General features: G+C 71.6%; 16 protein-coding genes. 6 read left to right on the plus strand and 10 right to left on the minus strand.

All coding sequences use genetic code 11. From position 1 onward, the window contains the following. The first annotated feature begins 110 nt into the window (after positions 1-110). Entirely contained in the window at positions 111-962 is an 852-nt protein-coding gene (locus AB0D85_RS16365; protein WP_362319890.1) for a hypothetical protein, read from the plus strand. Positions 963-1008: 46 nt separating this feature from the next. Then, complete coding sequence (locus AB0D85_RS16370; protein WP_046730425.1) at positions 1009-1320, plus strand: hypothetical protein; 312 nt, start codon at positions 1009-1011, stop codon at positions 1318-1320. A gap of 61 nt (positions 1321-1381) precedes the next feature. Here the strand turns inward: AB0D85_RS16370 and AB0D85_RS16375 are convergent, their stop codons facing one another. From AB0D85_RS16375 to AB0D85_RS16385, 3 genes are read right to left on the minus strand one after another with little or no spacing between them, the layout of a single operon-like run. Continuing rightward, positions 1382-5923: an FtsK/SpoIIIE domain-containing protein gene (locus AB0D85_RS16375; protein WP_362319894.1), complete on the minus strand. Its 4542-nt coding sequence runs from the start codon at positions 5921-5923 to the stop codon at positions 1382-1384. A gap of 60 nt (positions 5924-5983) precedes the next feature. Further along, the gene (locus tag AB0D85_RS16380) at positions 5984-7165 is read right to left on the minus strand and encodes a hypothetical protein (RefSeq protein WP_362319897.1); all 1182 of its coding nucleotides are present in this window, start codon (positions 7163-7165) and stop codon (positions 5984-5986) included. Continuing rightward, the gene (locus AB0D85_RS16385; protein WP_362319900.1) at positions 7162-7734 is read right to left on the minus strand and encodes a sigma-70 family RNA polymerase sigma factor; all 573 of its coding nucleotides are present in this window, start codon (positions 7732-7734) and stop codon (positions 7162-7164) included. The genes AB0D85_RS16380 and AB0D85_RS16385 overlap by 4 nt, the downstream gene beginning before the upstream one ends. 305 nt (positions 7735-8039) lie before the next feature. On the opposite strand from AB0D85_RS16385, the gene AB0D85_RS16390 reads away from it, so the two are divergent. Then, a complete protein-coding gene (locus AB0D85_RS16390; protein WP_362319902.1) occupies positions 8040-8978 on the plus strand; it encodes an RICIN domain-containing protein in 939 nt (312 codons plus the stop codon). 10 nt (positions 8979-8988) lie between these two features. Here AB0D85_RS16390 and AB0D85_RS16395 read toward each other — a convergent pair whose 3' ends face one another. Next, complete coding sequence (locus AB0D85_RS16395; RefSeq protein ID WP_362319905.1) at positions 8989-9651, minus strand: polysaccharide lyase family 7 protein; 663 nt, start codon at positions 9649-9651, stop codon at positions 8989-8991. After that, positions 9648-10880 (minus strand): SGNH/GDSL hydrolase family protein, encoded by a 1233-nt coding sequence (locus tag AB0D85_RS16400; RefSeq protein ID WP_362319908.1) that lies wholly within the window; start codon positions 10878-10880, stop codon positions 9648-9650. Before AB0D85_RS16400 ends, AB0D85_RS16395 begins: the two co-directional genes overlap by 4 nt. A 256-nt stretch (positions 10881-11136) precedes the next feature. Here AB0D85_RS16400 and AB0D85_RS16405 point away from each other — a divergent pair, with 256 nt between their 5' ends. Then, positions 11137-13446 (plus strand): Tat pathway signal sequence domain protein, encoded by a 2310-nt coding sequence (locus tag AB0D85_RS16405; protein ID WP_362319911.1) that lies wholly within the window; start codon positions 11137-11139, stop codon positions 13444-13446. 25 nt (positions 13447-13471) lie between these two features. After that, entirely contained in the window at positions 13472-15379 is a 1908-nt protein-coding gene (locus AB0D85_RS16410) for a glycoside hydrolase family 97 catalytic domain-containing protein (protein ID WP_362319914.1), read from the plus strand. A 124-nt stretch (positions 15380-15503) separates the two neighbouring features. Here AB0D85_RS16410 and AB0D85_RS16415 read toward each other — a convergent pair whose 3' ends face one another. From AB0D85_RS16415 to AB0D85_RS16430, 4 genes are all read right to left on the minus strand, one after another. Beyond that, positions 15504-16415 carry a squalene/phytoene synthase family protein gene (locus AB0D85_RS16415; RefSeq protein ID WP_362319917.1) on the minus strand — a complete coding sequence of 304 codons (912 nt, stop codon included), beginning with the start codon at positions 16413-16415 and terminating at the stop codon, positions 15504-15506. Between the two features lie 51 nt (positions 16416-16466). Further along, entirely contained in the window at positions 16467-17423 is a 957-nt protein-coding gene (locus AB0D85_RS16420) for an alpha/beta hydrolase (RefSeq protein WP_362319920.1), read from the minus strand. Between the two features lie 49 nt (positions 17424-17472). Then, positions 17473-19002, minus strand: a complete 1530-nt coding sequence (locus tag AB0D85_RS16425) for an APC family permease (protein WP_362319923.1) — start codon at positions 19000-19002, stop codon at positions 17473-17475. Positions 19003-19147: 145 nt separating this feature from the next. Further along, entirely contained in the window at positions 19148-20320 is a 1173-nt protein-coding gene (locus AB0D85_RS16430; protein WP_362319926.1) for a permease, read from the minus strand. Positions 20321-20520: 200 nt separating this feature from the next. On the opposite strand from AB0D85_RS16430, the gene AB0D85_RS16435 reads away from it, so the two are divergent. Next, positions 20521-22038, plus strand: a complete 1518-nt coding sequence (locus AB0D85_RS16435; protein WP_362319929.1) for a ubiquinol-cytochrome c reductase cytochrome b subunit — start codon at positions 20521-20523, stop codon at positions 22036-22038. Here the strand turns inward: AB0D85_RS16435 and AB0D85_RS16440 are convergent. After that, on the minus strand, positions 21956-22360 hold the full coding sequence (locus tag AB0D85_RS16440; RefSeq protein WP_362319933.1) for a cytochrome c oxidase subunit 4: 405 nt from the start codon (positions 22358-22360) through the stop codon (positions 21956-21958). The two genes, AB0D85_RS16435 and AB0D85_RS16440, sit on opposite strands and share 83 nt — an antisense overlap. Positions 22361-22379 lie beyond the last annotated feature (19 nt).

The following is a 22379-nucleotide window of genomic DNA, read 5'->3' on the forward strand; positions in this document are numbered from 1 at the left end:
GCGGCCGATGCGGTTCACGTGATCTGAGTTACACCCTCCGTTTGCGGTGAACCGGCGGGGCGTGTGCGGCGTGGTCCAACTGACCGGAGTCTCGACTGGGAGGCCCACGCATGGCCGATTCACTGAAAATCGAATACAACGTCCTGAACGACGCCAAACGGGACCTGGAGAACCTGGCCGGTGACATCGGTCCGCTCCTCGACAACAGCACGTTCTCCCGGCTGGGCCAGACGGACTACGACGGCTACACCTCCAGCGACGCCCTGACGGTCCTCGGCGACCAGACCCTGGCCGACGCGCTCGCGGGCTTCTACGACAACGCCAGCAGCACCATGTCCCACGCGGACAAGGGCCTCAAGGAACTGGCGGGCGCCTTCGGCTCGGTGGGCGAGGCCTTCCTGTCGTTCGACTCCGAACTGGCCCAGGGCATGGGCATCACGGGCAGCAACCTGGGTCTGCAGAACTACTTCCGGGACAAGGACCTGTGGGACTACAAGCAGTCCCACCTGGACCAGTGCGTGCCGGGCCCGGACGGCACGATGCCGGACTTCTGCTCCGCCACCGATCCCGGGGACCCGCCGCTGGACCAGACGATCACCACGGAGCGGGGCAGCGTCCACACGCATCTCACCCTGGACGACCAGCACCATGTGATCAAGGAGGAGTCCACGGTCACCTACGACGGCAAGACGTACACGTCGGTGACCAACTACTCCAGCGACGGCAACCACTACACCACGGACACCTCCTACCCGGACGGCAGCACCGTCCACTCGGAGACCAACCTCAACTCCGACGGCAGCGGCACGATGGTCACCACCGGCAGTGACGGCGACCGCACCGAGTACACCCGCGGCCCCAAGGACGCCAACGGCAACCAGCCGGACTGGCAGCAGGTGGGCGGCAACACCGACGACGGCGGCGGGAACGACGACTACAACTCCACCCCCGCCGCCTGGTGACGAGCCGACAACCGCAACGAGACCGACAGGAACGGACAGGAACCCCATGGCCAGCTACAACGGCATCAACCTCGACTACCACAAGATCGAGGAGGTCGTGAGCCTGCTGCACGACGCCCACGAGAACCTGCTGCCGGTGCTCAGCAACCTGCGCAACCGGGTCAACACCCTCGTCGACGACGGCATGGTCTTCCAGCAGTCCAGCGAGGTCATCCGGACCACCTACAACAACTTCGACACCAGCCTGCTGGCCGCCGTGAAGGGCATCAACGACTTCTCGGAGATGTTCAACGGCATCAAGGAGAACGCGATCCAGTTCGACCAGGGCATCAGCAGCAGCCTGCAGAACAACTCGTAGGACCCCGGCACGTGAAAGGGCCCTCCCGGACGCGCCGGGAGGGCCCTCTCACGTCGTACGGTCAGGCCCGCAGCGGCGTCAGCGGCACCTGGAGGGCCAGCAGCGCGCCGCCGGGCCCGGCCATCCACGCCCGGCCCGGGTGCGTCGTCGCCCGCACCACACTGGGCATCAGCCGTACGCCGACCAGGTCGCCCTCGGTGAGGTTCTTCGGCGCGAGCAGCAGACCGCGCCGCGCCCGCCGGGCCGCGAGCGTCCAGCCGCTCATCCCGCTCTGGAAACCCTCCGCCGAGGCCGCGTAGACCAGTCCGAGTCCCTGGTCCCGGCCGGAGACGGCGATCTCCTTGAGGAGCTTGTCCGCCGCCGAGCTGGTGATCAGATCGGCGTCGTCGATCATCACCACCCGCGGCCCCGGCAGCGCGTCCAGCGCCGCCCGCACGGCGTCCGCCGACGGGTCGTTCTCGGTGAGCACGGTGGCCGTGGCGTGCCGCTCCAGGGCACGCAGCGGCGACTCCCGCGGGGTGAGGACGACCAGCGAGGTGCCGCCGGCCAGCAGCGACACGGCGATCGACGCGAGGGCGTTGCTGCGGCCCGACCCGGCCGGGCCGAACACCCCGAACGCCGACGCGGAACCCGCGAGGTCCGCGCCGACCGCGCCGCCCTCGTCGCCGCCGACACCGAGCAGCCCCCACATCGGCCGCCGGTCGGTCTCGGCGACCTTCTCATAGGCCTCGGCGAACTCCACCGAGCGCGGCAGCACCGCGACCTGGAACGGCCGCCGGGCGTCCGGGACCCGGGCGTCCCGCTTGCGGGCACTCTCGCCGATCGCCCGCAGCGCCTCGGCCTGCTCCGTGCCGCCGCCGGCGGCCAGCAGCGCCACCTGGGTCTCGGTGCCGCTGAGGACGTGCCAGCCGCGGCCCGGCGGAATGTCGGCCGGGATCTTGTTGGGCATCATGCCGACGGCCTGGTAGTCACTGCGGTCGCCCTGCCGCAGCAGCAGCTTGTGGTCGTTGTGCGCGGCCATCCGCCCGCCCAGCAGGGAGCGTTCGGAGGTGGCGATGACATGGATGCCCGCGGCGGCTCCCTCGCGGATGAGCCGGGTCACCTCCTGCACCAGCTGACCGTGGTCGTGCTCGTCGATGATGACCGAGAGCGAGTCCCAGCCGTCGATGAACAGCAGGATGTGCGCGGGCCGCTCGGCCTTCGGCAGCAGCTTGCGCAGCTCCCCGATGCCGGTCGCGCTGTGCGTCTGCGCCAGGTCCTGGCGGTCGGTCAGCTCCCGGTTCAGCCGGCGCAGCATCCGGCCCAGCCGCTCCAGGTCGTGCCGGGAGACCACACCGCCGCAGTGCGGCAGCGCGCCGAGGGCGGTGAGGCCGCCGCCGCCCGCGTCGATGCCGTAGATGTGCACGTCGGCGGTGCTCGCCGTCCGGGCCGCGGACCCGGCGATGGTCCGCAGCACCTGGGTACGGCCGGAGCGCGGGGCGCCGATGACGTACAGGTGCCCGAAGGTGGCCAGGTCGGCCACGGCCACCCGGCGCTGCTGGAGCTGCGGCACGTCCTCCAGGGCGTACGGGACGATCAGCCGGCCCTCGCGGGTGGCGCCGAGCTCGTCCAGGTCGTCCAGGACCAGTTCGCGCTGGAGCGGGGGCAGCCAGGGGCTGGGCTGCGGGGTGAAGTCGTCGAGGAGGTCGGCGGTGGTGCGGATCTCCTCGACGAGGGCCTGGAGGTCGGTGGGCGCCGGGCCCTGCGGCGAGGAGACCGTCACCGTCCGTGCCTCCGGCGGGAGTTCGGCGGGCCGGCCGAGCGCGTCCCAGCCGACGTCCACCGCGCGCACCGGCTTGCGGGGACCGGCCTCCGGCTCGGCCGTCGCGGCCGGGGTCTGACGGGGACGCTCCCCGCCCACCCAGGCGGTCTGGAACGGGTCGGCCTGCTTCGGCCCGCGCCGGACCAGGGCACGGCCGGGCGTGCCGGAGGAGATGTCGACGGCGTCCTTGACGTCGATGATGTCCTGGCTCTCGGTCATGTCCGTCACCCGCAGCGCGATCCGCAGGTTGGTGTTGGCGCGGATGTCACCGGTGACCACACCGGCCGGGCGCTGCGTGGCCAGGATCAGGTGGATGCCGAGGGAACGGCCCCGCTGGGCGATGCTGATCAACCCGGGCACGAAGTCGGGGACTTCGCGGACCAGGGTGGCGAACTCGTCGATGACCAGCAGCAGTCGGGGCAGCGGCGCCAGGGAGGGATCGGCGGCCCGCTTGGCCCGGTACTCCGGGTGGTCCTTGGCGTCCGCGGCGGCCAGCACCTGCTCACGGCGGCGCAGTTCGGCCGCGAGGGACTCCAGGGCCCGCTCCACGAGGTGGGCGTCGAGGTCGGTGACCATGCCGAGGGTGTGCGGCAGGTTGGCGCACTCCTTGAAGGCGCTGCCGCCCTTGTAGTCGACCAGCACGAAGGTGAGTTCGTCGGGCCGGTTGGCGGCGGCCAGCGAGGCCACGAACGTCTGCAGCAGCTCCGACTTGCCGGAACCCGTCGTACCGGCGACCAGACCGTGCGGCCCGTCCTGTACCAGGTCCAGCGAGAGCGGCCCGTCGAAGCCGGTGCCGATCACGAAGGAGGTGGAGGCGGGCTCGGACTGCCAACGCTCCAACAGGGCCTGGGCGTTGGGCGGTTCCTGCGCCAGCAGGTCGAGCAGGCGCACCCGCTGGGGGAGTCCGGCGTCGTGCTCGGGGCTGACGTCACGGATCGGGGCCAACGCACGGGCCAGTTGCTCGCACCACTCGGGCGAGACCCGGTCGGCGCGCACCGCGGGCAGGTCCGGAGCGCCGGGGCGCCGCACGGTCAGTCGGCCGTCGGCCGCCAGCACCACACCCGTGCTCTCCTCGGGCAGCAGCCGCTCCTGCTCGTCCAGACAGACACTGAAGATCCGCACCCGCGGGCCGTCGGTGAGCACCTGGACCATGCCGGGAACGTCGCGCAGCCGCCGCGCCCCGTCCGCGATCACCAGCACATCGGGGTCGGTGAAGACCACGTCACGGTCGTTGCCGGCCTGCCGGCGGCGCGACTGCACCTGGGAGACCAGCTCGCTGATCCGGGCCGAGGTGGACTCGGGGTCGTTGCCGATCAGCACCACGGGACCACCCGCCGTACCAGGCCTCAGATGCGGCAGCCAGCGCGTCCACGCCCAGTCCGCCACCCGGTCCGGCTCGGTCAGGACGACGATCCTCAGGTCGCGCGGACTGTGCAGCACACCCGCCTGCGCCACCAGCCAGCGGGCCAGCGGCTGCACCTCGGAGGCCGGACCCGCGACGCCCACGACTCCGTGCGCCGCGATGTCGACGCCGATCGGCGTGTCGGGGATGTTCCAGCGGATGGAGCGGTGGTTCTCGTCCCGCGCCGGGTCCTCCAGCTCCCGTACCGACGGCTGGTCCACCGTGCCGAGGCGCAGCACCAGATGGTCGGGATCGCGGCGGCGCCGCTCCCACAGCCGGCCGCCGGGTCCGGTCGCGATCAGGGCGACGGCCGCCGGGTCCGGACCGGTCTTGTCCCGCACCCGGCGCTCGCCCACCACCGCGTCCCGGACCTGCTCCTCGAGGACGTCACGGCGGCGCTCGTAGGCCGCCTCCGACTCCAGGAACTGCTTGCGGGCCGCACGCCGGCCCGTCGCCCAGTTCGACAGCATCATCATCGGGCTGAGGAACAGGAACACCAGGAAGTAGTACGACTTGAAGATGCTGACCATGAACAGACCGAGGGCGATCGGGGAGATCATCATCACGGTCGGGAACGGCCGCTTCTGCGGCGGCGACGGCGGCTGCGGCAGCCGCACCCGCTCCGCGTCCAGGTGCGGGGCGATCCGCGGCGGCCGGTTGTAGTCCACGCCGTAGCCGTCGGCGGACGGGGTGACCGCCGCGTCGGCCTCGACCGGCGCGCTCATCCGCAGCAGCAGCGGACCCACGGTCAGGTCCTCTCCGGCCGGCCACGGCACCGGGCCGGGCCCCGCCGGACGTTCGCGCGGCGGCTGGGGACGGGGCCGGCGCAGCTGGGTGATGGCGTCGTCGGGCGGCGGCGAGGCGAGCCGGGCCCGGACCGCGTCCTCGGGGTCGTCGTCGATGCGGTGCCAGGTCGCGGTGCCGTCCGCGCCGACCGTCACCCACAGCCCGGACTCGGGCACCCCGTCCGCGGCGTCGAGCCGCAGGGCGCACAGCGGGTCGGTGCCGATCTCGTGGCTGCCCGCCCCGAGCCGCCAGGTACGTCCGGCACCCGGCCCGGAGACGATGTGCACCTCGGCGAGCACACCCTCCGGGTCACCGTCGTCATGGACCCGGACCAGGTCGGCCGGGCGCGCCGGACCGCCGAGCCCGAGCAGCCCGCCGTCGTGGATCCCGCTGCCGGACACCGGCGTGGCGGGGTCGAGCCGGTGGCCGTCGGCGTAGAGGTTCCGGGCGCGCGGCGCGCCGGCCGCGGCCCAGTCCGCACCGCCGCCGACGGCGGCCTCGTCCTGGGTCAGGGCGGCGGCGAGATCGCCGACGGTGGCGTTCGAGGGCAGCCGGACCTGGTGGTCGCGGCGCTGTCCGTCCGTGGCGTCCACGGTGGTGATGGTGAGGTTCACGGCTCCCAGCCGGGCGGTCGTTCGTACGGGATCGGGGGACGGGTACGGCGGTTGCGCCGGTTACGGCGCCGGCGGCGAGGCCGCGGAGACACCGGCCGTACCGGAGGTGCTCGGCTCCGCGAAGTCGTCGTCGCTCCCGACGGCCGCGGCCGGAGCGGGGACCGGCGCGGCGGCGGGCTCGGGCTCGGGGGCCGGCCGGGTCGCGGAGACACCGGTCGGACGGGCGGCGACGGGTGCCGCGCCGGCGTCCAGGTCCGGCTCGTCCGCCAGCAGGTCGGGATCGGCGGTGGCCGGCACGTCCGCCGGACGCGCGCCCTCCTCGTCCGGCCGGTCGGGGTACGGCGGCAGCGCGGGCAGTGTGCGGGCGACGGCCCGCGACAGCGGGAGTACGTCGACCCGGGCGGCGGCGGGAGCGCCGTGGACCGTGAGCATCGCCTCCGGGCCGATCTCCAGCAGCCGGGTCCGGCCCCGGGCGACGCCCAGGCTCAGCAGCCGGACACCGGACGGCAGCGGCCGCTCCAGCGGGTCGGCGCACACCGCGACCTCGATGCCGGGTTGCCCGACGGTCGCCGCGGCCGGCAGCCCCGGATGCCGGGGGTGCACCCCGTCGGCGATGGCGACCCGGCCCTCGGGCAGCCGGGTGTCCAGCTGGGCGGCGAGCGCCTGGAGCACGGCGCGGGCCGTACGGGCGGCGCGCGGCGGCCCGTACACGGACAGCGCGGGCGGACCGGAGCGCACGTCGAGCAGGACGGCGTGCCCCATGTGGTGTCCCACGCACACCAGCAGCGGTACGGCGGACTCCGCGCCGTCGTCCGTCAGATCGGACCGGTCGATCCACCACAGGCGCGGGTCGGTCTCGTCCGCGGCCCAGGGCTCCGGAGGCTCGCGCAGCGCGTCGCCGTCCGCCGCGACGAACACGGCCATCCACTCCGGCCCGGCCAGCACACCGTAGGGACGGACCCCGGGCCGGACGGACGCGGCCAGGGCCGTGGCCCGCTCGGCGTCGGCCCACACGGCCGGGTCGCGCAGCAGCCGGACCAGCAGGCGCAGCCCGCGCCGGTAGCGCAGCTCGGTCCGTACCGGACCGGTGAACGCCCGGACGGTGAGGGCGGTCTCACGCCGGAGCCGGCGCCACAGGGCCTTCCAGCCGCCGCCGCGCCGCACCAGCCAGTGGGTGACGGCGAGGACGAGGACCAGGATGCCGACAAGGCCGAGCAGGGTGGTGATGGTGTCGGAGGTCATCGCGTCTCTCTCCGGAGATTCTCGGTTCCGGTCGCGTACAGGCCATGGGGTTCCAGGGCGGCGCGCAGCGCGCGCACGCCGTGATGGGTGCGGGACTTGACCGTGCCCGGGGGCAGCCCGAGCTGGCGGGCCACGTCGTCGCCGGGCTGCCCCAGCAGATGGACGCGGGCCACGGCTTCGCGGTGTGCGGGAGCCAGGGTGCGCAGCGCGGAGACCAGCACCCTGCGGTCACCGACCTGTTCGGCGTGGTCGGGCACGGGCGCCGGCCCGGCAGTACCGAAGTCCGCCGCCGTGATCCCCACCGGAACGGTCCGGTCCCGGCGCCGGCCGTCGACCACGAGGTTGCGGGCCACCCGGAACAGCCACATACGGATGGGCCGGTCCCGCCAGTCAAGCCGGCCGGCCGACTGCCAGGCCCGCAACAGGGTTTCCTGGACGACGTCCTCCGCACCGTGGGGGTCGCGCCCCATCATGCCGGTCACGAAGCGGCGCAGACTGTCGCGCTCCGCGAGCAGGAGGCCGAGCGTCCGGTCCGCGCCGTCGGCGCGGTCATGGTCGATGAGGCTCACGGCCTCCGCCTTCCGGTGTCGGGTGTAGCTGTCGTGCTGTCATGCCAGGTCGCTGTGGTGCCCTGGGTCGCTGTGATGCGCTGCAGAGGCGAACGCTAGCGCGAAGAACGGAAGATCCCGAAGTCGCCCTTGCCGCGGATCTCAACAAAGTCGTCACAGCCAACTTCCCATAGGTGGACGGAAGGTGACGTTCGGCGGGATCTTCGTGGTCGAGCGGGCGGATCGGCCCCGGCCCTTCGTTACTGTTCCTGTGTCCGGCCCGTCCCGGGCGTTCCGGGACCTTCACGAGACCTGCAGGAGACGACGTGCCGCCCCTTCGCAAACCCCGGCCCTCAGCGGACCGGCCCGGCACCCCGGCGGGACGTTTCAGCGACACCTTCGCCCGCCGTCCCGCCATGCCCCGTCGCGGTCTGGTGCCCGGCCTGCGGGTGTGGGCGACCGTCGGCGGGGCGGCCGCACTGACCGTCGTCACCGCCCTGGCCGTACCGCTGTTGAGTCATGTCGACCTCTTCCCGGACCCGGACACCACGACGGCCGCCGCGGTGGCGGCGGGGGAGCCGACAACGCTGTCCAGCACCTCCGAATCCCCGTCGCCGTCCCCGTCACCGACGCCCTCCCACACCCCCTCCCACAAGCCCGCGAAGACCACCTCCGGCGGTTCCGGGTCGGCCGGCGGAACGGGCGGCGGCTCGACCGGGCAGCAGTCCGGCGGCGGTTCCGTCAGCTCCGGTTCGAACTCGGACTCGGGCTCCACGTCGTCCGGTTCGAAGTCCAGCGGCTCCAAGTCCTCCTCGTCCGGCTCGTCCGGGAAGTCCTCCTCCGGGAGCTCCTCGTCGAGCGGCGGCACCAAGACCACCACCGTCCCCGGCGTGGCGCTGATCGGCACCGGATCCAACCGCTGCATCGACGTCACCAACGCGGGCGGGGACGGCACCCGGCTGCAGATCGCGGACTGCTCCGGCGCCGCCCGGCAGAAGTGGGTCTTCAACTCGGACGGCACCATCCGCTCGCTCGGCCTGTGCATGGACCTGGCCTGGGGGAACAGCGCCGACGGCACCGCCATCCAGGTCGCCAACTGCAGCGGCAACCGCGCCCAGCTGTTCTACCTCAGCTCGGCCGGCGACCTGGTCAGCGCCCTGGCCGACAAGTGCGTCGACGTCACCGACAACGGCACGGCGAGCGGCACCAAGCTCCAGCTGTGGACCTGTGCCGGCACCGCCAACCAGAAGTGGCGCAAGGGCTGACCGAGGCCGGTCACCTGGTCCAGTAGCGGAGGTTGCGGAAGCGGGCCTCGGCGCGGCCGGTGCCGTGGTTGTAGACGCCGTTCTTGAAGTAGCGGGTGGCCGGGCCCCGGTCGTCGACCGTCAGGACGAGGGAGTCGTCGAAGTAGACCCTGATGGTGCCGGTCCCGCTGCCCGCCTCGTGGGCGATCTTGACGTTGAACCAGGTGTCGTACGCGTCGGTCTTGAGCACCGTGCCGTCGTAGCGGCGCACGGTGCCGCCGCCGGTGTCGTACACGTCGAGCATGATGTCGGTGGCCGGGGTGCCCGAGGGGTGGACGCTGCGCAGGATCTGGACGAAGGTCGCGCCGTCGGTGCCGGACGGAAGGTAGACGTCGGCGTCCCACATGTGGTCGCCCGTGCTGTAGTCGACCTTCCAGCGCATCTCGGTGCGCGGGTCGGTGTCGCTGCCCTCCTCGAACGGCTCGTCGGTGGCGTACACCCACATCCGGTCGACGCCCCCGCTGGAGCTGTGCCGGTCGCTCAGGTCCAGGTTCCAGGGTTTCTGCCAGCTGTAGGTGAACGAGGTCTGCGTCCAGCCGTCGGTGGGGTCGGTGGCCGCGACGGCGACGCCGGTGGTCAGCGGGAGGGCGAACAGCGCTCCGGCGCCGGCCCATAAGACGGTTCTCCGGTTCATCGAGTGTCCTTTCCGGTGAGGGAGTCGAGGTCGACGGCGTCGGCCATCGCCTGCAACCCCGTGTCGTCGAAGTGCAGATGGTCGCCGGCGTCGTAGGCCGGCAGGATCCGGTCGGGTGCGGCGGGGTCGCGGACGACGGCGTCGAAGTCCACCACCGCGTCGAAGATCCCGCCGTACCGGATCAGCTCGTTGACCGACTGCCGTACCGCCTCGCGGGCGGCGGTCCAGCCGCCGTTGCCGCCGTACGGCGTGATGGTGCCGCCGACGGCCCGGATGCCGTGGGCGTGCGCGCGGGCCACGATCTCCCGGTACGCGGCCGCGAAGGCGGCCGGATCGGTCTGCTCGGGGCTGCCCTTGATGTCGTTGATGCCTTCCATGACGACCAGCGCACGCACCCCGCTGCGGGAGAGCACATCGGCGTCCAGCCGGGACAACGCGCTGGGGCCGGTGCCGTCGAGGAGCACCCGGTTGCCCGCGACACCGGCGTTCAGCACGCCCAGCCGTGTGCGCGGGGGCAGTTCGCGCAGCCGGGCGGCGAGCCGGTCGGGCCAGCGGTGGTTGGCGCTCGACGTGGAACCGGAGCCGTCGGTGATCGAGTCGCCCAGCGTCACGACACTGCCCACGGCCGGGGCGGCGAGCACGTCGACGCCGGTCAGGTAGTACCAGGAGCCGGTCGTCGTGGTGTACGACGTGCCGTCCGGGTCGGCGGTGTGGTCGCCGTCCGGGGCGATGAAGGAGGTCTGGAGGGCGGAGCGGTGATATGTCGCCGGGCCCGAGTCGGCCGGGGTGTACAGGCTGACCATGAGGTTGGCACCGGACGGCACCCGCAGGGGTACCGGGTCGCTCACCGCGTCCCGACCCGCCGGTACGTCGGTGGTGGCGGCGCCGTGGAAGCTGACCGTCCGCACCGAACCCGGCACGGTGTTCGGGCTCTTGGGAGCACCGGCCTCCTGTACGGCGACGGTCACGGCGCCGAGGCGCAGCGGAGCCGTGCCGAGCCGGTTGGAGATCCGGATACGGGCCGCGCGGCCCCCGACGCTGGTGTGGATCACGTTGCGCACGGTCTGCCCGGGGAGTTCGGCGACCGTGCCGGAGGCGGCGGCCTCCCAGGTGCCGGTCCAGCGGGCGGCTTCCCGGTGGTGGGCCGCGGCCGCCGGTAGTGGCTGCAGAGCGAGGGCCAGTGCGGCCGTGACAGCCGCGAACATCGACGCGATCGTGCCTCTGCGCATGGGGTGCCGTCCTTTCCGTCGGGTGGCGGAGGCGGGGCGGGAGAGCGGGAACGCGATGGCAGGCAACCTCAATACATCGGAGGAGTCAAGGACTTGAGTAGGGGTTATTGATATGAACGCGAAGCTCAAGGCCGCTTCTCGGCCTCAAGGTGGCGTGATCCTGTAACTGTTGGGATTGTTGACAGGTGCTCGCGCGGTCCCTAGGTTCCCCGATACACCCGATGTATCGATGATCCGTCAGGTCTGGAGGACGATGATGACCTCGCAGCCGGAGGAACGTTCACCGGTGCGCCGCAGAGCCGTGCTCGGCACCGCGCTGGGCGGAGCGGCGGTCGCCGCCCTGCCCGCAACCGCCCACGCGGCCCAGGCGGGACCGCCCGGCGCCCGGGCCGCACGCCCCTGGAAACTCCGCGACACCATGACCACCGACAGCGCCTGGGACCGCTTCCTGCGCGACCAGGACCTGCTGTGGAGCAAACTGCCCACCCTCTGGTACGAGGGCCCGTTCCTCGGCGACGGGCTGCTCGGCAGCATGATCTACCAGGAGCCGGGCGCCAACCAGGTCCGCTTCACCGTCCAGCACGGCCGGGTCCAGGACCACCGGCCGGAGTTCGGCAGCGGCTGGGGCACCGCCCGCCTCCCGGTCGGGCACCTCACGCTCGAACCGGTCGGCACCATCACCGCCGTCGACTGGCGGCTGAGCCTGTGGAACGCCGAACTCACCGGCACCGTCACCACCACCGCCGGCACCCTCACCCTCGCCGCCCTCATCCACGACGAGGTGCTGGCCCTCCGCGCCACGGCCGCAGGCGGCGAACAGGTCACCTGGACCTTCCACCCCGAGGAGGCCATCAGCCCCCGCAAGATCCAGGAGTCACCGCCCGCCGGATACACCGCCAACCCGCCCTGGACCACCAGGACTTCGGCCGACGGCACCGAACAGGTCCTCCAACCCCTCACCGGCGGCGGCCAGACGGCCACCTCCTACCGCCGTACCGGCGACGAACTGCTGGTGAGCGTCGGGCACAGCTTCCCCTCGGACACCGCCGCCGAGACCGGCTCCCGGCGGAACCTGGACCGTGCCGTGTCCTACAGCACTCTCAGAGGGCGCCACACCCGCTGGTGGCACGCCTTCTACCAGAAGAGCTTCGTGTCGTTCCCCGACCAGCGGCTGCAGAGCTTCCACTGGATCCAGCTCTACAAGGTCGCCTCCGCCAGCCGCGCCGACGGCCCCACCATGGCGACCTCGGGACCCTGGCTGGAGCCCACACCCTGGCCCGCGATCTGGTGGAACCTCAACGTCCAGCTCGAATACTGGCTCATCCACGGCTTCAACCACCCGGAACTGGACGCCCTCGCCACCACCCTGCGCCAGAGCCAGGAGCAGCTCACCGCCAACGTCCCCGCCGCCTACCGCTCGGACAGCTCCGGCATCGGCCGCAGCTCCGACATGTTCGCCGACCGGGAGGTGGGCCAGCCGGGCACCGGCGCCGAGACCGGCGACCTCACCTGGGCACTGCACAACGTCTGGCTGTCGTACCGCCACTCGATGGACGAGTCCCTCCTCCGCGACACGATCTACCCGGTGCTGCGCCGCGCGATCACCTACTACCTGCACTTCCTCACCCCGGGCAGCGACGGCAGGCTGCACCTGCCGAGCACGCTCTCGCCCGAGTACCCGATCGTCCCGCCGCAGGACACCAACTACGACCTCGCGCTGATCCGCTGGGGCTGCCGGACCCTCCTCGACTCCGCCGAACTGCTCGGCATCGACGACGAGTTGGCCCCGCGCTGGCAGGAGGTGCTGGCCCGGCTCACCCCGTACCCGGTCGACGACAACGGCTTCATGATCGGCGCCGACACCCCGTACGCGCAGTCCCACCGCCACTACTCGCACATGCTGATGGTGTACCCCCTCTACCTCGTCAACTGGGACCAGCCCGAGAACCGCGACCTGATCACCAGGTCCGTCGTCCGCTGGCACGCGCTCACCGGCGCCCATCGCGGCTACAGCTACACCGGGGCCGCCTCGATGTACGCGATGACCGGCGACGGCGACACCGCGATCGGCTATCTCCGCAAGTTCTTCGACCCCACCACCCGCTATCCCTGCCGGGCCAACACCCACTACACCGAGGCCGGTCCGGTCATCGAGACCCCGCTGTCCGCCTCCCAGTCCCTGCACGACATGTTCTGCCAGAGCTGGGGCGGGATCATCCGCGTCTTCCCGGCCGTCCCGACCGCCTGGGCGGACCTCACCCTGCACAACTTCCGCACCCAGGGCGCCTTCCTGGTCAGCGCGGTGCGCAAGGCGGGCAGTACCCGGTTCATCCGGATCCGCAGCCTGGCGGGCGAGCCGCTGTGGCTCCGGCACGGTCTGACCGGCCGGCTCACCGTCCTGCTCGACGACGGCTCCCCGGCCCGCACCCACGACCTCGGCGACGGCACCCTCGCCATCGACCTGCCCCGCGGCCGCGAGGTCCTCGTGCACTCCGGCTCCCGCCCCGACCTCGTCGTCGCACCCGTCGCCGTCAGCGAACCGGGCGCGGCGTGGGGACTGCCGTAACCACCGACCGGAAGGCAGGGTTCTCATGGCTGTTCCACCGGCCGTTCCCATCAGACGAACCGTGGTCGCCGCGCTCTGCGCCGGACTGGCCGCCGCTTTTCTCACCACCGCCCCCGCACGGGCCGGGCAGCGGCAGGCGCACGCCTGGACCGTGACCGAGGCGGCCCACGCACCCCGCGCGAGCATCGCCCTCGACGACAGCACCGGCACACTGAGCCTCTCGGTCACCCGTGACGGCCGTACCGTCATCGAGCCGTCGCCCGTCGGCATCGTCACCGAACAGGCCGATCTGTCCCAGGGGTTGCGCTTCCTGAACCGCAGGGACCGTACGGTCGACGAGCGTTACCGGGCGAAGTCCGGCAAACGCCTGGACCGCAGGGTGCACATGAACGAGACCCGGCTGTCCTTCGCCACCGCCGCGGGCGCCCGCCTCGACCTCGTCGTCCGCGCCTCGGCCGACGGCATCGCCTACCGGTACGTCCTGCCCACGGGGTACGGCGACGTCCTCGGCGAGACCTCCGCCTTCAACCTGCCGTCGGACGCGGGCGCCTGGCTCAGCACCTACCGGGTCGACAACGAGGGCCAGTTCAACCAGTACACCGCGGCCACCGCCCCCACCGCCGCCTACTCGGACCAGGCCCTGTTCGCCACCGACGGCGGCTACACCCTGCTCGCCGAGTCCGACCTCTCCGGCACCTACTCCGGCGCGCGACTCGCCCACACCCAGGGCACCGGCACCTACCGCGTCCAGCTCGCCGACGACCGCGTCCACACCGACGGCCCCCTCACCACCCCCTGGCGGGCCATGATCACCGGCGACCTCGCCACCGTCACCCGGTCCACCTTCACCGACGACCTCGCCCCCGCCTCGAAGGTCGCCGACACCTCCTGGATCCGCCCGGGCACGGTGCTGTGGACCTGGCTGGCCGGCGGCCGCACGGCGGGCCAGAGCCTCGACGCGCAGAAGGCGTACGTCGACTACGCGGCCCAACACCACTGGCCCTACGAGGCGGTGGACTCCGGCTGGTACTTCAAGAAGGACGAGTGGGACGTCACCGACCCCGACTGGGCGACCGACAGCTGGATGCCGGAACTGGTCGACTACGCACGCGCCAAGGGCGTCGGGATCATCGTCTGGATCCACCAGCGCGACCTCGACACCCCCGAGGAACGCGCCCAGTGGCTGCCCACCCTGGAACGCTGGGGCGTCAAGGGAGTCAAGATCGACTTCATGAACTCCGAGGCGCAGTCGATGTTCCAGTGGTACGACACGATCCTCGCGGAGACCGCCGCGCACCACCTCATGGTCGACTTCCACGGCGCCACCCTGCCCAAGGGCATCCAGCGCACCTGGCCCCAGGTGATGAGCATGGAGGCCGTCGGCGGCGAGGAGAAGCGCACCAACACCGCCGCCCACCTCACCACCCTCCCCTTCACCCGCAACGTCATCGGCTCCATGGACTTCACCCCCGGCGGCTTCCAGCGCGTCGGCCTGCGCCCCAACTCCGACGCGGCCGAGGTCGGGCTCACCGTCGCCTACGAGTCGGGGCTCCAGATGTTCGCGGGCACCCCCGAGTCGTACGACGCCCGACCGCTCGCCCGGGACTTCCTCGACCAGGAGCCCGCGGCCTGGGACGACACCCGTCTGCTGGCCGGCAGCCCCGCCCAGGAAGCCGTCCTGGCCCGCCGCAGCGGGGACCGCTGGTTCCTGGGCGGGGTGTACGCGGGCGCCGCCCACACGGCCACGGTGCCGCTGACCATCGGCCGCGGCCGCTGGCTGGTGGAGACGATCCGGGACGGCGCCGACGGCCTCGTCCAGGACCGGCAAGTGCTGCGCGGTGGCGAGGAGTTCAGCGTCGACGTCGTCGCCAACGGCGGTTTCGCGGGGATCGCCTGCCCCTGGCACCCGGGCCTCACCACCTGCTACCGCTGACCGCTCACCTCGTACGCGGACGCCGTCCCCGGCGACGGCGTCCGCGCCCGGCGGCCCCGGAGCACCCGCGAGCCGCAGCCCATGCCGGTCGGCGCCGGCACCCGCGGCGCCGGGCAGGCATGGATCAGCGGGCCGCCCGGGCCCTGCGGCGGGCGTCGCGCAGCACCCGGAGCGTGGCCGGCACGGGCGGCGACGCCGAGCCGCGCAGTACGTCGGCACCCTTCGTGAGCAGCGCCTCGGCGGTCAGCAGTTCGATCTCGATGAGCGCGCCCACCATCGGACGGTTGGCGGCCGGGATCAGGTCGAGCACCGCCCGGGCGGACCGCAGGTCGGCCCGGGCCGCCTCGACTTCGTGCTCCACGAGCGGGCGGAGGCCGGGGGAGGCCTGGCCCGCCGCCAGTTCCTCCACCGTGACCGAGAAATGCTTCAGGGTCTCCGCCGGGATGCCCGGCCGCCCCTCCCGCAGGTCCTCGGCGAGGTCGTTGACGAAGTCCAGCCGCTGGCTGCCGTCGACGAGCGTGCGGCAGGCGGCCCGGAACGCGCCGTCGGGATCGGTCTCGGGACCCATCAGTGCCGCGATGGTGAAGAAGGCCGGAAGCGAATAGGCGTCCACGTAGGCTTGGTAGTCGCCCTCGGTGACGAAACCGGTGAACTCCAACTCGGCGCCGGCGGTGGGCAGATACGACTCCACGACCTCCCGGTGACGGGGGTGCGCGGTGAGCGTGTGCAGCAGGGTGCGGATCAGCGGGTCGTCGCTGGTGCCCGTCTCCAGGGCCGTGCGGACCTGCTGTTCCCAGGCGGCCCAGGCCGCCGCCCGCTGCGGCTTCGGGCCCGTGTCCAGGAGGTTGTCGCCGTGATGCATCACGGCCGTCGCCGCCATGACATGGGGCAGCACCGCAGGCGGCAGCAGCAGCCGGCAGGCCAGGTAGGCGCTGCGCCGGTACCGCCGCACCACGCGCCGTTGGGTGCTGTAGTCCCGGCGCAGCCGCGGCTCCCGGATCCCGGCCGCGGTCAGGCTCTGATTCCACGTGCTCACGAGATGATCGTAGAGGTAGGCGTGGAGAGGGAGCCCGACCGCTCGGGAAGCTCAGGTAAGGGACTTGAGGAAGTCGAGGAGCGCCGCGTTCACCTCGTTCGGGCGCTCCTGCTGCGTCCAGTGGCCGCAGCCCGCCAGTTCGAGGGGCTTGCGCACCAGGTTGGGCATCAGGTCGGGGAGGGCCTCGATGAGTTCGGGCGTACCGGGGAACGCGGGAACCACGTCCCGGTCGCCGTAGACGTACAGCGCGGGCGGGGTGACGACGGCGCCCTGCCAGGGAGCGGTCAGTTCCCAGTTGCGATCGAGGTTGCGGTACCAGTTGAGCGCCCCGGTGAAGCCCTGGGAGAAGCTCTCGGTGAGGGCGTCGAGGTCCGCCTCGGTGAACCACTCCGGCAGCTCCTCCGGCTCCGGCATGTCCGCGAGCCAGCCGCGCTCGGGGTCCACCAGCGGCTGCGCGATCTCACCGGAGCCGTCGCCCGCCGCCATGGTGAAGAACTTCCGCAGCGTGGTGCGCGTGTCGCGGGCGAACTCGGCGTCGGCGACACCCGGGAGGTTGAAGTAGTTCCAGTAGAAGTGGCCCCCGAACATCTTGTTCATGACCTGCAGCGGCGGCTCGTCCCCCCGGAACGGCGGCGGCACGCTCAGCCCGGCCACCCCGCGCACCAGGTCCGGACGCAGCAGCGCGGTGTGCCAGGCCACCGGCGCACCCCAGTCGTGCCCGACGACGAACGCCTTCTCCTCGCCCAACTCCCGGATCAGCCCGACCACATCGCCGACCAGGTGGAAGATGCTGTACGCCTCGACATCCCCGGGGTGGTCACTGCTCCCGTACCCGCGCTGGTCGGGCGCGACCACGTGGTAGCCGGCCGCGGCCAGCGGGCCGAACTGGTGCTGCCAGGAGTGCCAGGACTCGGGGAAGCCGTGCAGCAGCACCACCAGCGGGCCGGAACCCTCTTCCGCGATGTGCAGCCGGATCCCGTTCACGTCGATCATTCGATGCTGAACCATGTGCACGAGCGTACGCGCAACGATCTTCGACGCGAGTCTCCGGCGTGGATTACCGGCCGTCGGCGATCGACGCCCGGGTCGGCCTCCCCAGCGCCCAGAACAGCACGCCGAGCAGCATGAACCCGACGAGCGGCACCAGCTCCGTCAGCAGGTACTTCCCGCGCTCGGCGTGGGTCCAGCCGGCCGGCGCGTAGGCGGTGCCGAACCAGTGGTCGCCGGCCCCTGGCGCGATCAGCTGCACGCTGGCGAACAGGATGAGCAGGGTGAGCACCACGCTGATGGTCCACGGGAACGGGGTCCGGTACGGGCGGGGCGTGTCCGGGAACTTGCGGCGCAGGAACGGCAGCGCCGGGAAGATGCCCAGGTAGCTGACGAGCGTGGTGGACACGGCGAGCCCGAGGACCGCACCGAAGAGCTTGGCCGCGCTGCCGTTGGTCAGCTGGTGGGCGAGGATCAGCACGCCGGTGGAGACCAGCCCGCTCAGGATGTTCACCCGGACCGGGGTGCCGAACCGGCTGGAGATGACGCCCAGGAAGCGGGGCGCCGCACCGTCGTAGCCGGAGACGGCCAGGGCGCGGTCGGAGCCCATGATCCAGGTGACGCCGGAGGACAGCACCGTGAGGATGAACATGATCGCGGCCAGGTCGCCGAGCACACTGCCGACCCCGCTGAGCGTGGCCGTGCCGTCGGCGGAGACATGGCCGCCGTACACGGTGAACACCTGCCGGATGGCGTCGACGAAGCCGCCGAGGCCGGTGATCGCCTTGACCGGCAGGACGAGCAGGATGCCGAGGATCGGCAGCGCGTAGAGCAGGACGGAGAGGACGGCGCTGCGGAAAATGCCGTAGGGGACGTCCTTCTGCGGGTTCGTCATCTCGTCGCCGGCCGTGTTGGGCAGCTCGAAACCGACGTAGTTGAACATCAGGACCGGCACCAGGCCGACGAAGCCCGCGTACGTCGGCGAGAAGTCGCCGATGCCGAAGCCGTGCAGACCGTGCTTGACGCCGTAGACCACGACCGTGACCGTGAACAGGCCGAGCAGCAGGAAGCGGCTCCAGGCGCCGATGGTCGGGATCCACTTGCCGATGTCGAAGGAGAGGATCGCGGCGAGCACGCCCACCCAGACGAAGACCAGGGTGAAGGCGTAGAAGGCGGGGGTGCTCAGGTCCTTCCCGTCGTTGAAGAACGTGGTGTAGGCCGTGACGGCGGATACGGCGAGGGTGCCGCCCAGCCACACCGGGTTGGTGATCCAGTACAGGAAGTTGTTGACGGCGCCCGCGAGCCGCCCGAAGGCCCGGCTGGTCCAGATGTACGGGCCGCCCTCGTCGGGGAACGCGGCCCCGAGCTCGGCGATCAGCAGCGCGGACGGTACGAAGAACACCACGGCCAGCACGATGAGCCAGGTGAACGCCTCGGCACCGCGGGAGGCCACGGCTCCGATGGTGTCCACGCCGACGATCGTGCAGAGCAGGAAGAACAGGATGTCGAAGCGGCCGAAGTGCTTGCGCAGCTTCTGGCGCTCGGTCTGCGCCGCGGCCGGCGCGTCGACCGGCTCGGATGCGATGGGGCCAGCGGTCACCGGGAGCTCCAGCGTGCGTGCGAGAGGGGCGGGATCCGGCCAATGATCCGCTGCGCCGCACAACCGCACAAGCGCTCAGGTACAAGTCTTGACCATTACTTCTCCACTGAAAGCCGACGGAAATCCCACCGAAACAGAGTGGCTATCAGCCGTGCTCGTGGTGGTTCTCGTCCATGGCATCCGGTGCGCCGCCCATCATGGCGAGCATCCGGCGGCCTCCGGTGCGGAAGAACCGGACCAGGAGCGCGGCGGCCAGCAGCAGGAAGGCGATGTTGAGGAACGTGGTGTAGTTCCAGCTCACCCCCTCCATCGGGATCTTCGCGTCGGCCTGGTCGGGCACCAGCCCGAGGCCGCCGAAGAGGAGCTCCACCACGTAGCCGGCGGCCACCATGGCGGCGTAGAAGGTGGCGGCGAGGTAGAGAGCCGTCCTGAGGCCGTAGTACTTCCGGTAGATGCTGAGGATCGGCAGGATCAGCAGGTCCGCGAAGATGAACGCGACCACGCCCCCGAAGCTGATCCCGCCCTTCCACAGCACCACGGCCAGCGGCACGTTCCCGATCGAGCAGACGAACGAGATCAGCGCCACGACCGGGCCGATCAGCGGTCCCCAGACCTTCGACAGCAGGGGGTGGCCCGCGAAGAAGAAGTTCTGCCAGAAGGAGTCCGGCACCCAGGCCGCGATCGCGCCCGCGATCAGCAGGCCGAGGACGAGGTCGCGCAGGATCGCCGCCCACTCCATCGTGAAGACGTGGGAGACCGAGGTGAAGCCCCGGGGTGACAGCAGCCGGCGCCAGAACGATCCGGTGCCGCCGACGGACATGTCCATCGCGGCGTGCCCCTCCATCGAACCGGCCAGTCCGCGGGCGGCCTGCTCGCGGGCCTCGCTCAGCAGGCGGCTGCGCAGAGTCAGCCGGAACAGCAGGGCGAGTACCACGATCATGACCGGCCCGCCGACGAACTCGGCCAGCGTGAACTGCCAGCCCATCAACAGGGCGAGGATCACCCCGAGTTCGACGACCAGGTTGGTGGACGCGATCTCGAAGGCCATCGCCGCGGTGAAGTTCGCGCCCTTGCGGAAGAGCGAGCGGGCCAGCGCGACGGCGGCGTAGGAGCAGGACGAGGAGGCCATCCCGAACAGGGAGGCCAGGGTGAGGGTGCGGGGCCGGTCGTCGCCCAGCAGCCGGACGACCGTCTCCTTGCGGACGACCGCCTGGACGATCGCCGAGAGCAGGAAGCCCAGGATCAGCGCCCAGGTGATCTCCCAGGTCATCGACCCTGTGATGGACAGGGCGTGGAGGACCGCATGCGCCACCGACATCGTCTGATCATCTCCGGATCGTCCGCGTGGCACGGAACCATACCCCCATGGGGTATGCAGGGCAAGTCGCGCCGGCTCACGGTTGCCGTGCCTCTCAGCCGATCGGGTGCCGCGGTCCGGCCGCGCGGGTGTTTCACGGCGGTGGGCCACTCGCCTCGTGCCTGCCGGGCAAGGGATGCCGAGAGCGAGGAGGGCGCTGGGTGAATCCTGGGCACGGTTCGGCGGGAGAGCGGCTCGCGGACGCGGTCGACGCCCGGCTGCCCGTCCACGACGGGCCCGGTCGGCTGCTGCGCAAGGCATTCCCCGACCACTGGTCGTTCCTGCTGGGCGAGATCGCCCTCTACAGCCTGATCGCCCTGGTGCTCACGGGCGTGTGGCTGACGTTCTTCTTCACACCCGAGATGAGCGAAGTCGTGTACCACGGGTCGTACGTCCCCCTGCGCGGGCAGCTCATGTCCCGGGCCTTCGACTCCACCCTCCACATCAGCTTCGACATCCGCGGCGGACTGCTCATGCGCCAGGCCCACCACTGGGCCGCGCTGGTCTTCGTCGCCGCGGTCGGCGTGCACCTGCTGCGGATCTTCTTCACCGGCGCGTTCCGCCGGCCCCGGGAGATGAACTGGGTCATCGGCGTCACCCTCCTCGTGCTCGCCCTGGCCGAGGGATTCGCCGGCTACTCCCTCCCCGACGACCTGCTCTCCGGCACCGGCCTGCGGATCGCCCAGGGCATCATGCTGTCGATCCCGGTGGCCGGAACCTATGTGAGCATGTTCGCCTTCGGCGCCCTGTTCCCCGGCCACGACATCGTCCCCCGGCTGTACAGCCTGCACATCCTGCTGCTGCCGGGCGCGCTGATCGCCCTGCTCACCGTCCACCTGATCCTGGTCTTCTACCTGAAGCACACCCACTGGCGCGGCCCGCGCCGCAGGAACTCCAACGCGGTCGGCAAGCCGCTCTACCCCCAGTTCACGGCCTCCTCCCTGGGCCTGTCCCTCACCGTCTCGGGCGTGCTGGTGCTGCTCGCCGGGGTCGCCCAGATCAACCCGGTCTGGGTGTACGGCCCCTACCGCCCCGACCAGGCGTCGACCGGCTCCCAGCCGGACTGGTACGTCGGCTTCCTGGAAGGCTCGCTGCGGCTCGTCCCGCCCTGGGAGACGAACCTCGCCGGGCACACCCTCATGTGGAACGTGCTGCTGCCGGCCGTGGTGCTGCCCGGGGTGCTCTTCCTCGTCCTGTACGCCTACCCCTTCGTCGAACAGCGACTGACCGGGGAGTGGCGGCAGGAGCAGCACTTCTGCGACCGCCCCCGCGAGCGGCCCGTCCGCACCGGCCTGGGCGCGGCCGGCATCACCTTCTACGCCGTGCTGCTGCTGGCCGGCGGCAACGACGTCATCGCGCAGTCCTTCCGGATCTCGGTGAACGCCCTGACCTGGATCTTCCGGATCTCCCTGGTCGTCGCCCCGGTCCTGGCCCTCTTCCTCACCCGCGCGCTGTGCCGTGCCCTGCTGCACGCGGAACAGGAGCGGCTGACCGAGGGCGAGGAGACCGGCGAGGTACGGCAGACCCTCGCCGGCGGCTACGAGAGCGGCCACCGCCCGGTGACCTCGTTCCGGCCGGGCGCCCCACGGCAACCGCTCAGTCCGCCTGATCATCCCCCCGGTTCACGTACTGGAACACCAGCCCGGCAACACCCCGAGCCAGAACCCCGAAGCCGATGAGGAACAGCCACAGCCCGAACACCACCCCGGTCGCCGCGACGGCGAACCCGAACGCCGTGACGATCGGCCAGGGGCTGTGCGGCGGGAAGAACTCCAGCGGCCCGGCGGAGTCCGCCACCTCGACCTCGGTACGGTCCTGGGGGCGCGGGCCGCGCCGGACGTAGTGCGTCGCGCAGAAGAACGACACCACGGAGGCCATCCCGAACGCCACGACGAGCGCCGTCGTTCCCGCGGGGTCGGCGTGCGACCACACCCCGTAGAGCGCGGCGGCGGCGCCGAAGAAGACGGCCACACCACCGAAGAGCAGCGCCTCGACCTTCACCGGAGACCTTCTTTCACCG

Source organism: Streptomyces sp. NPDC048277, assembly GCF_040652235.1.
Taxonomy (GTDB): Bacteria; Actinomycetota; Actinomycetes; order Streptomycetales; family Streptomycetaceae; genus Streptomyces.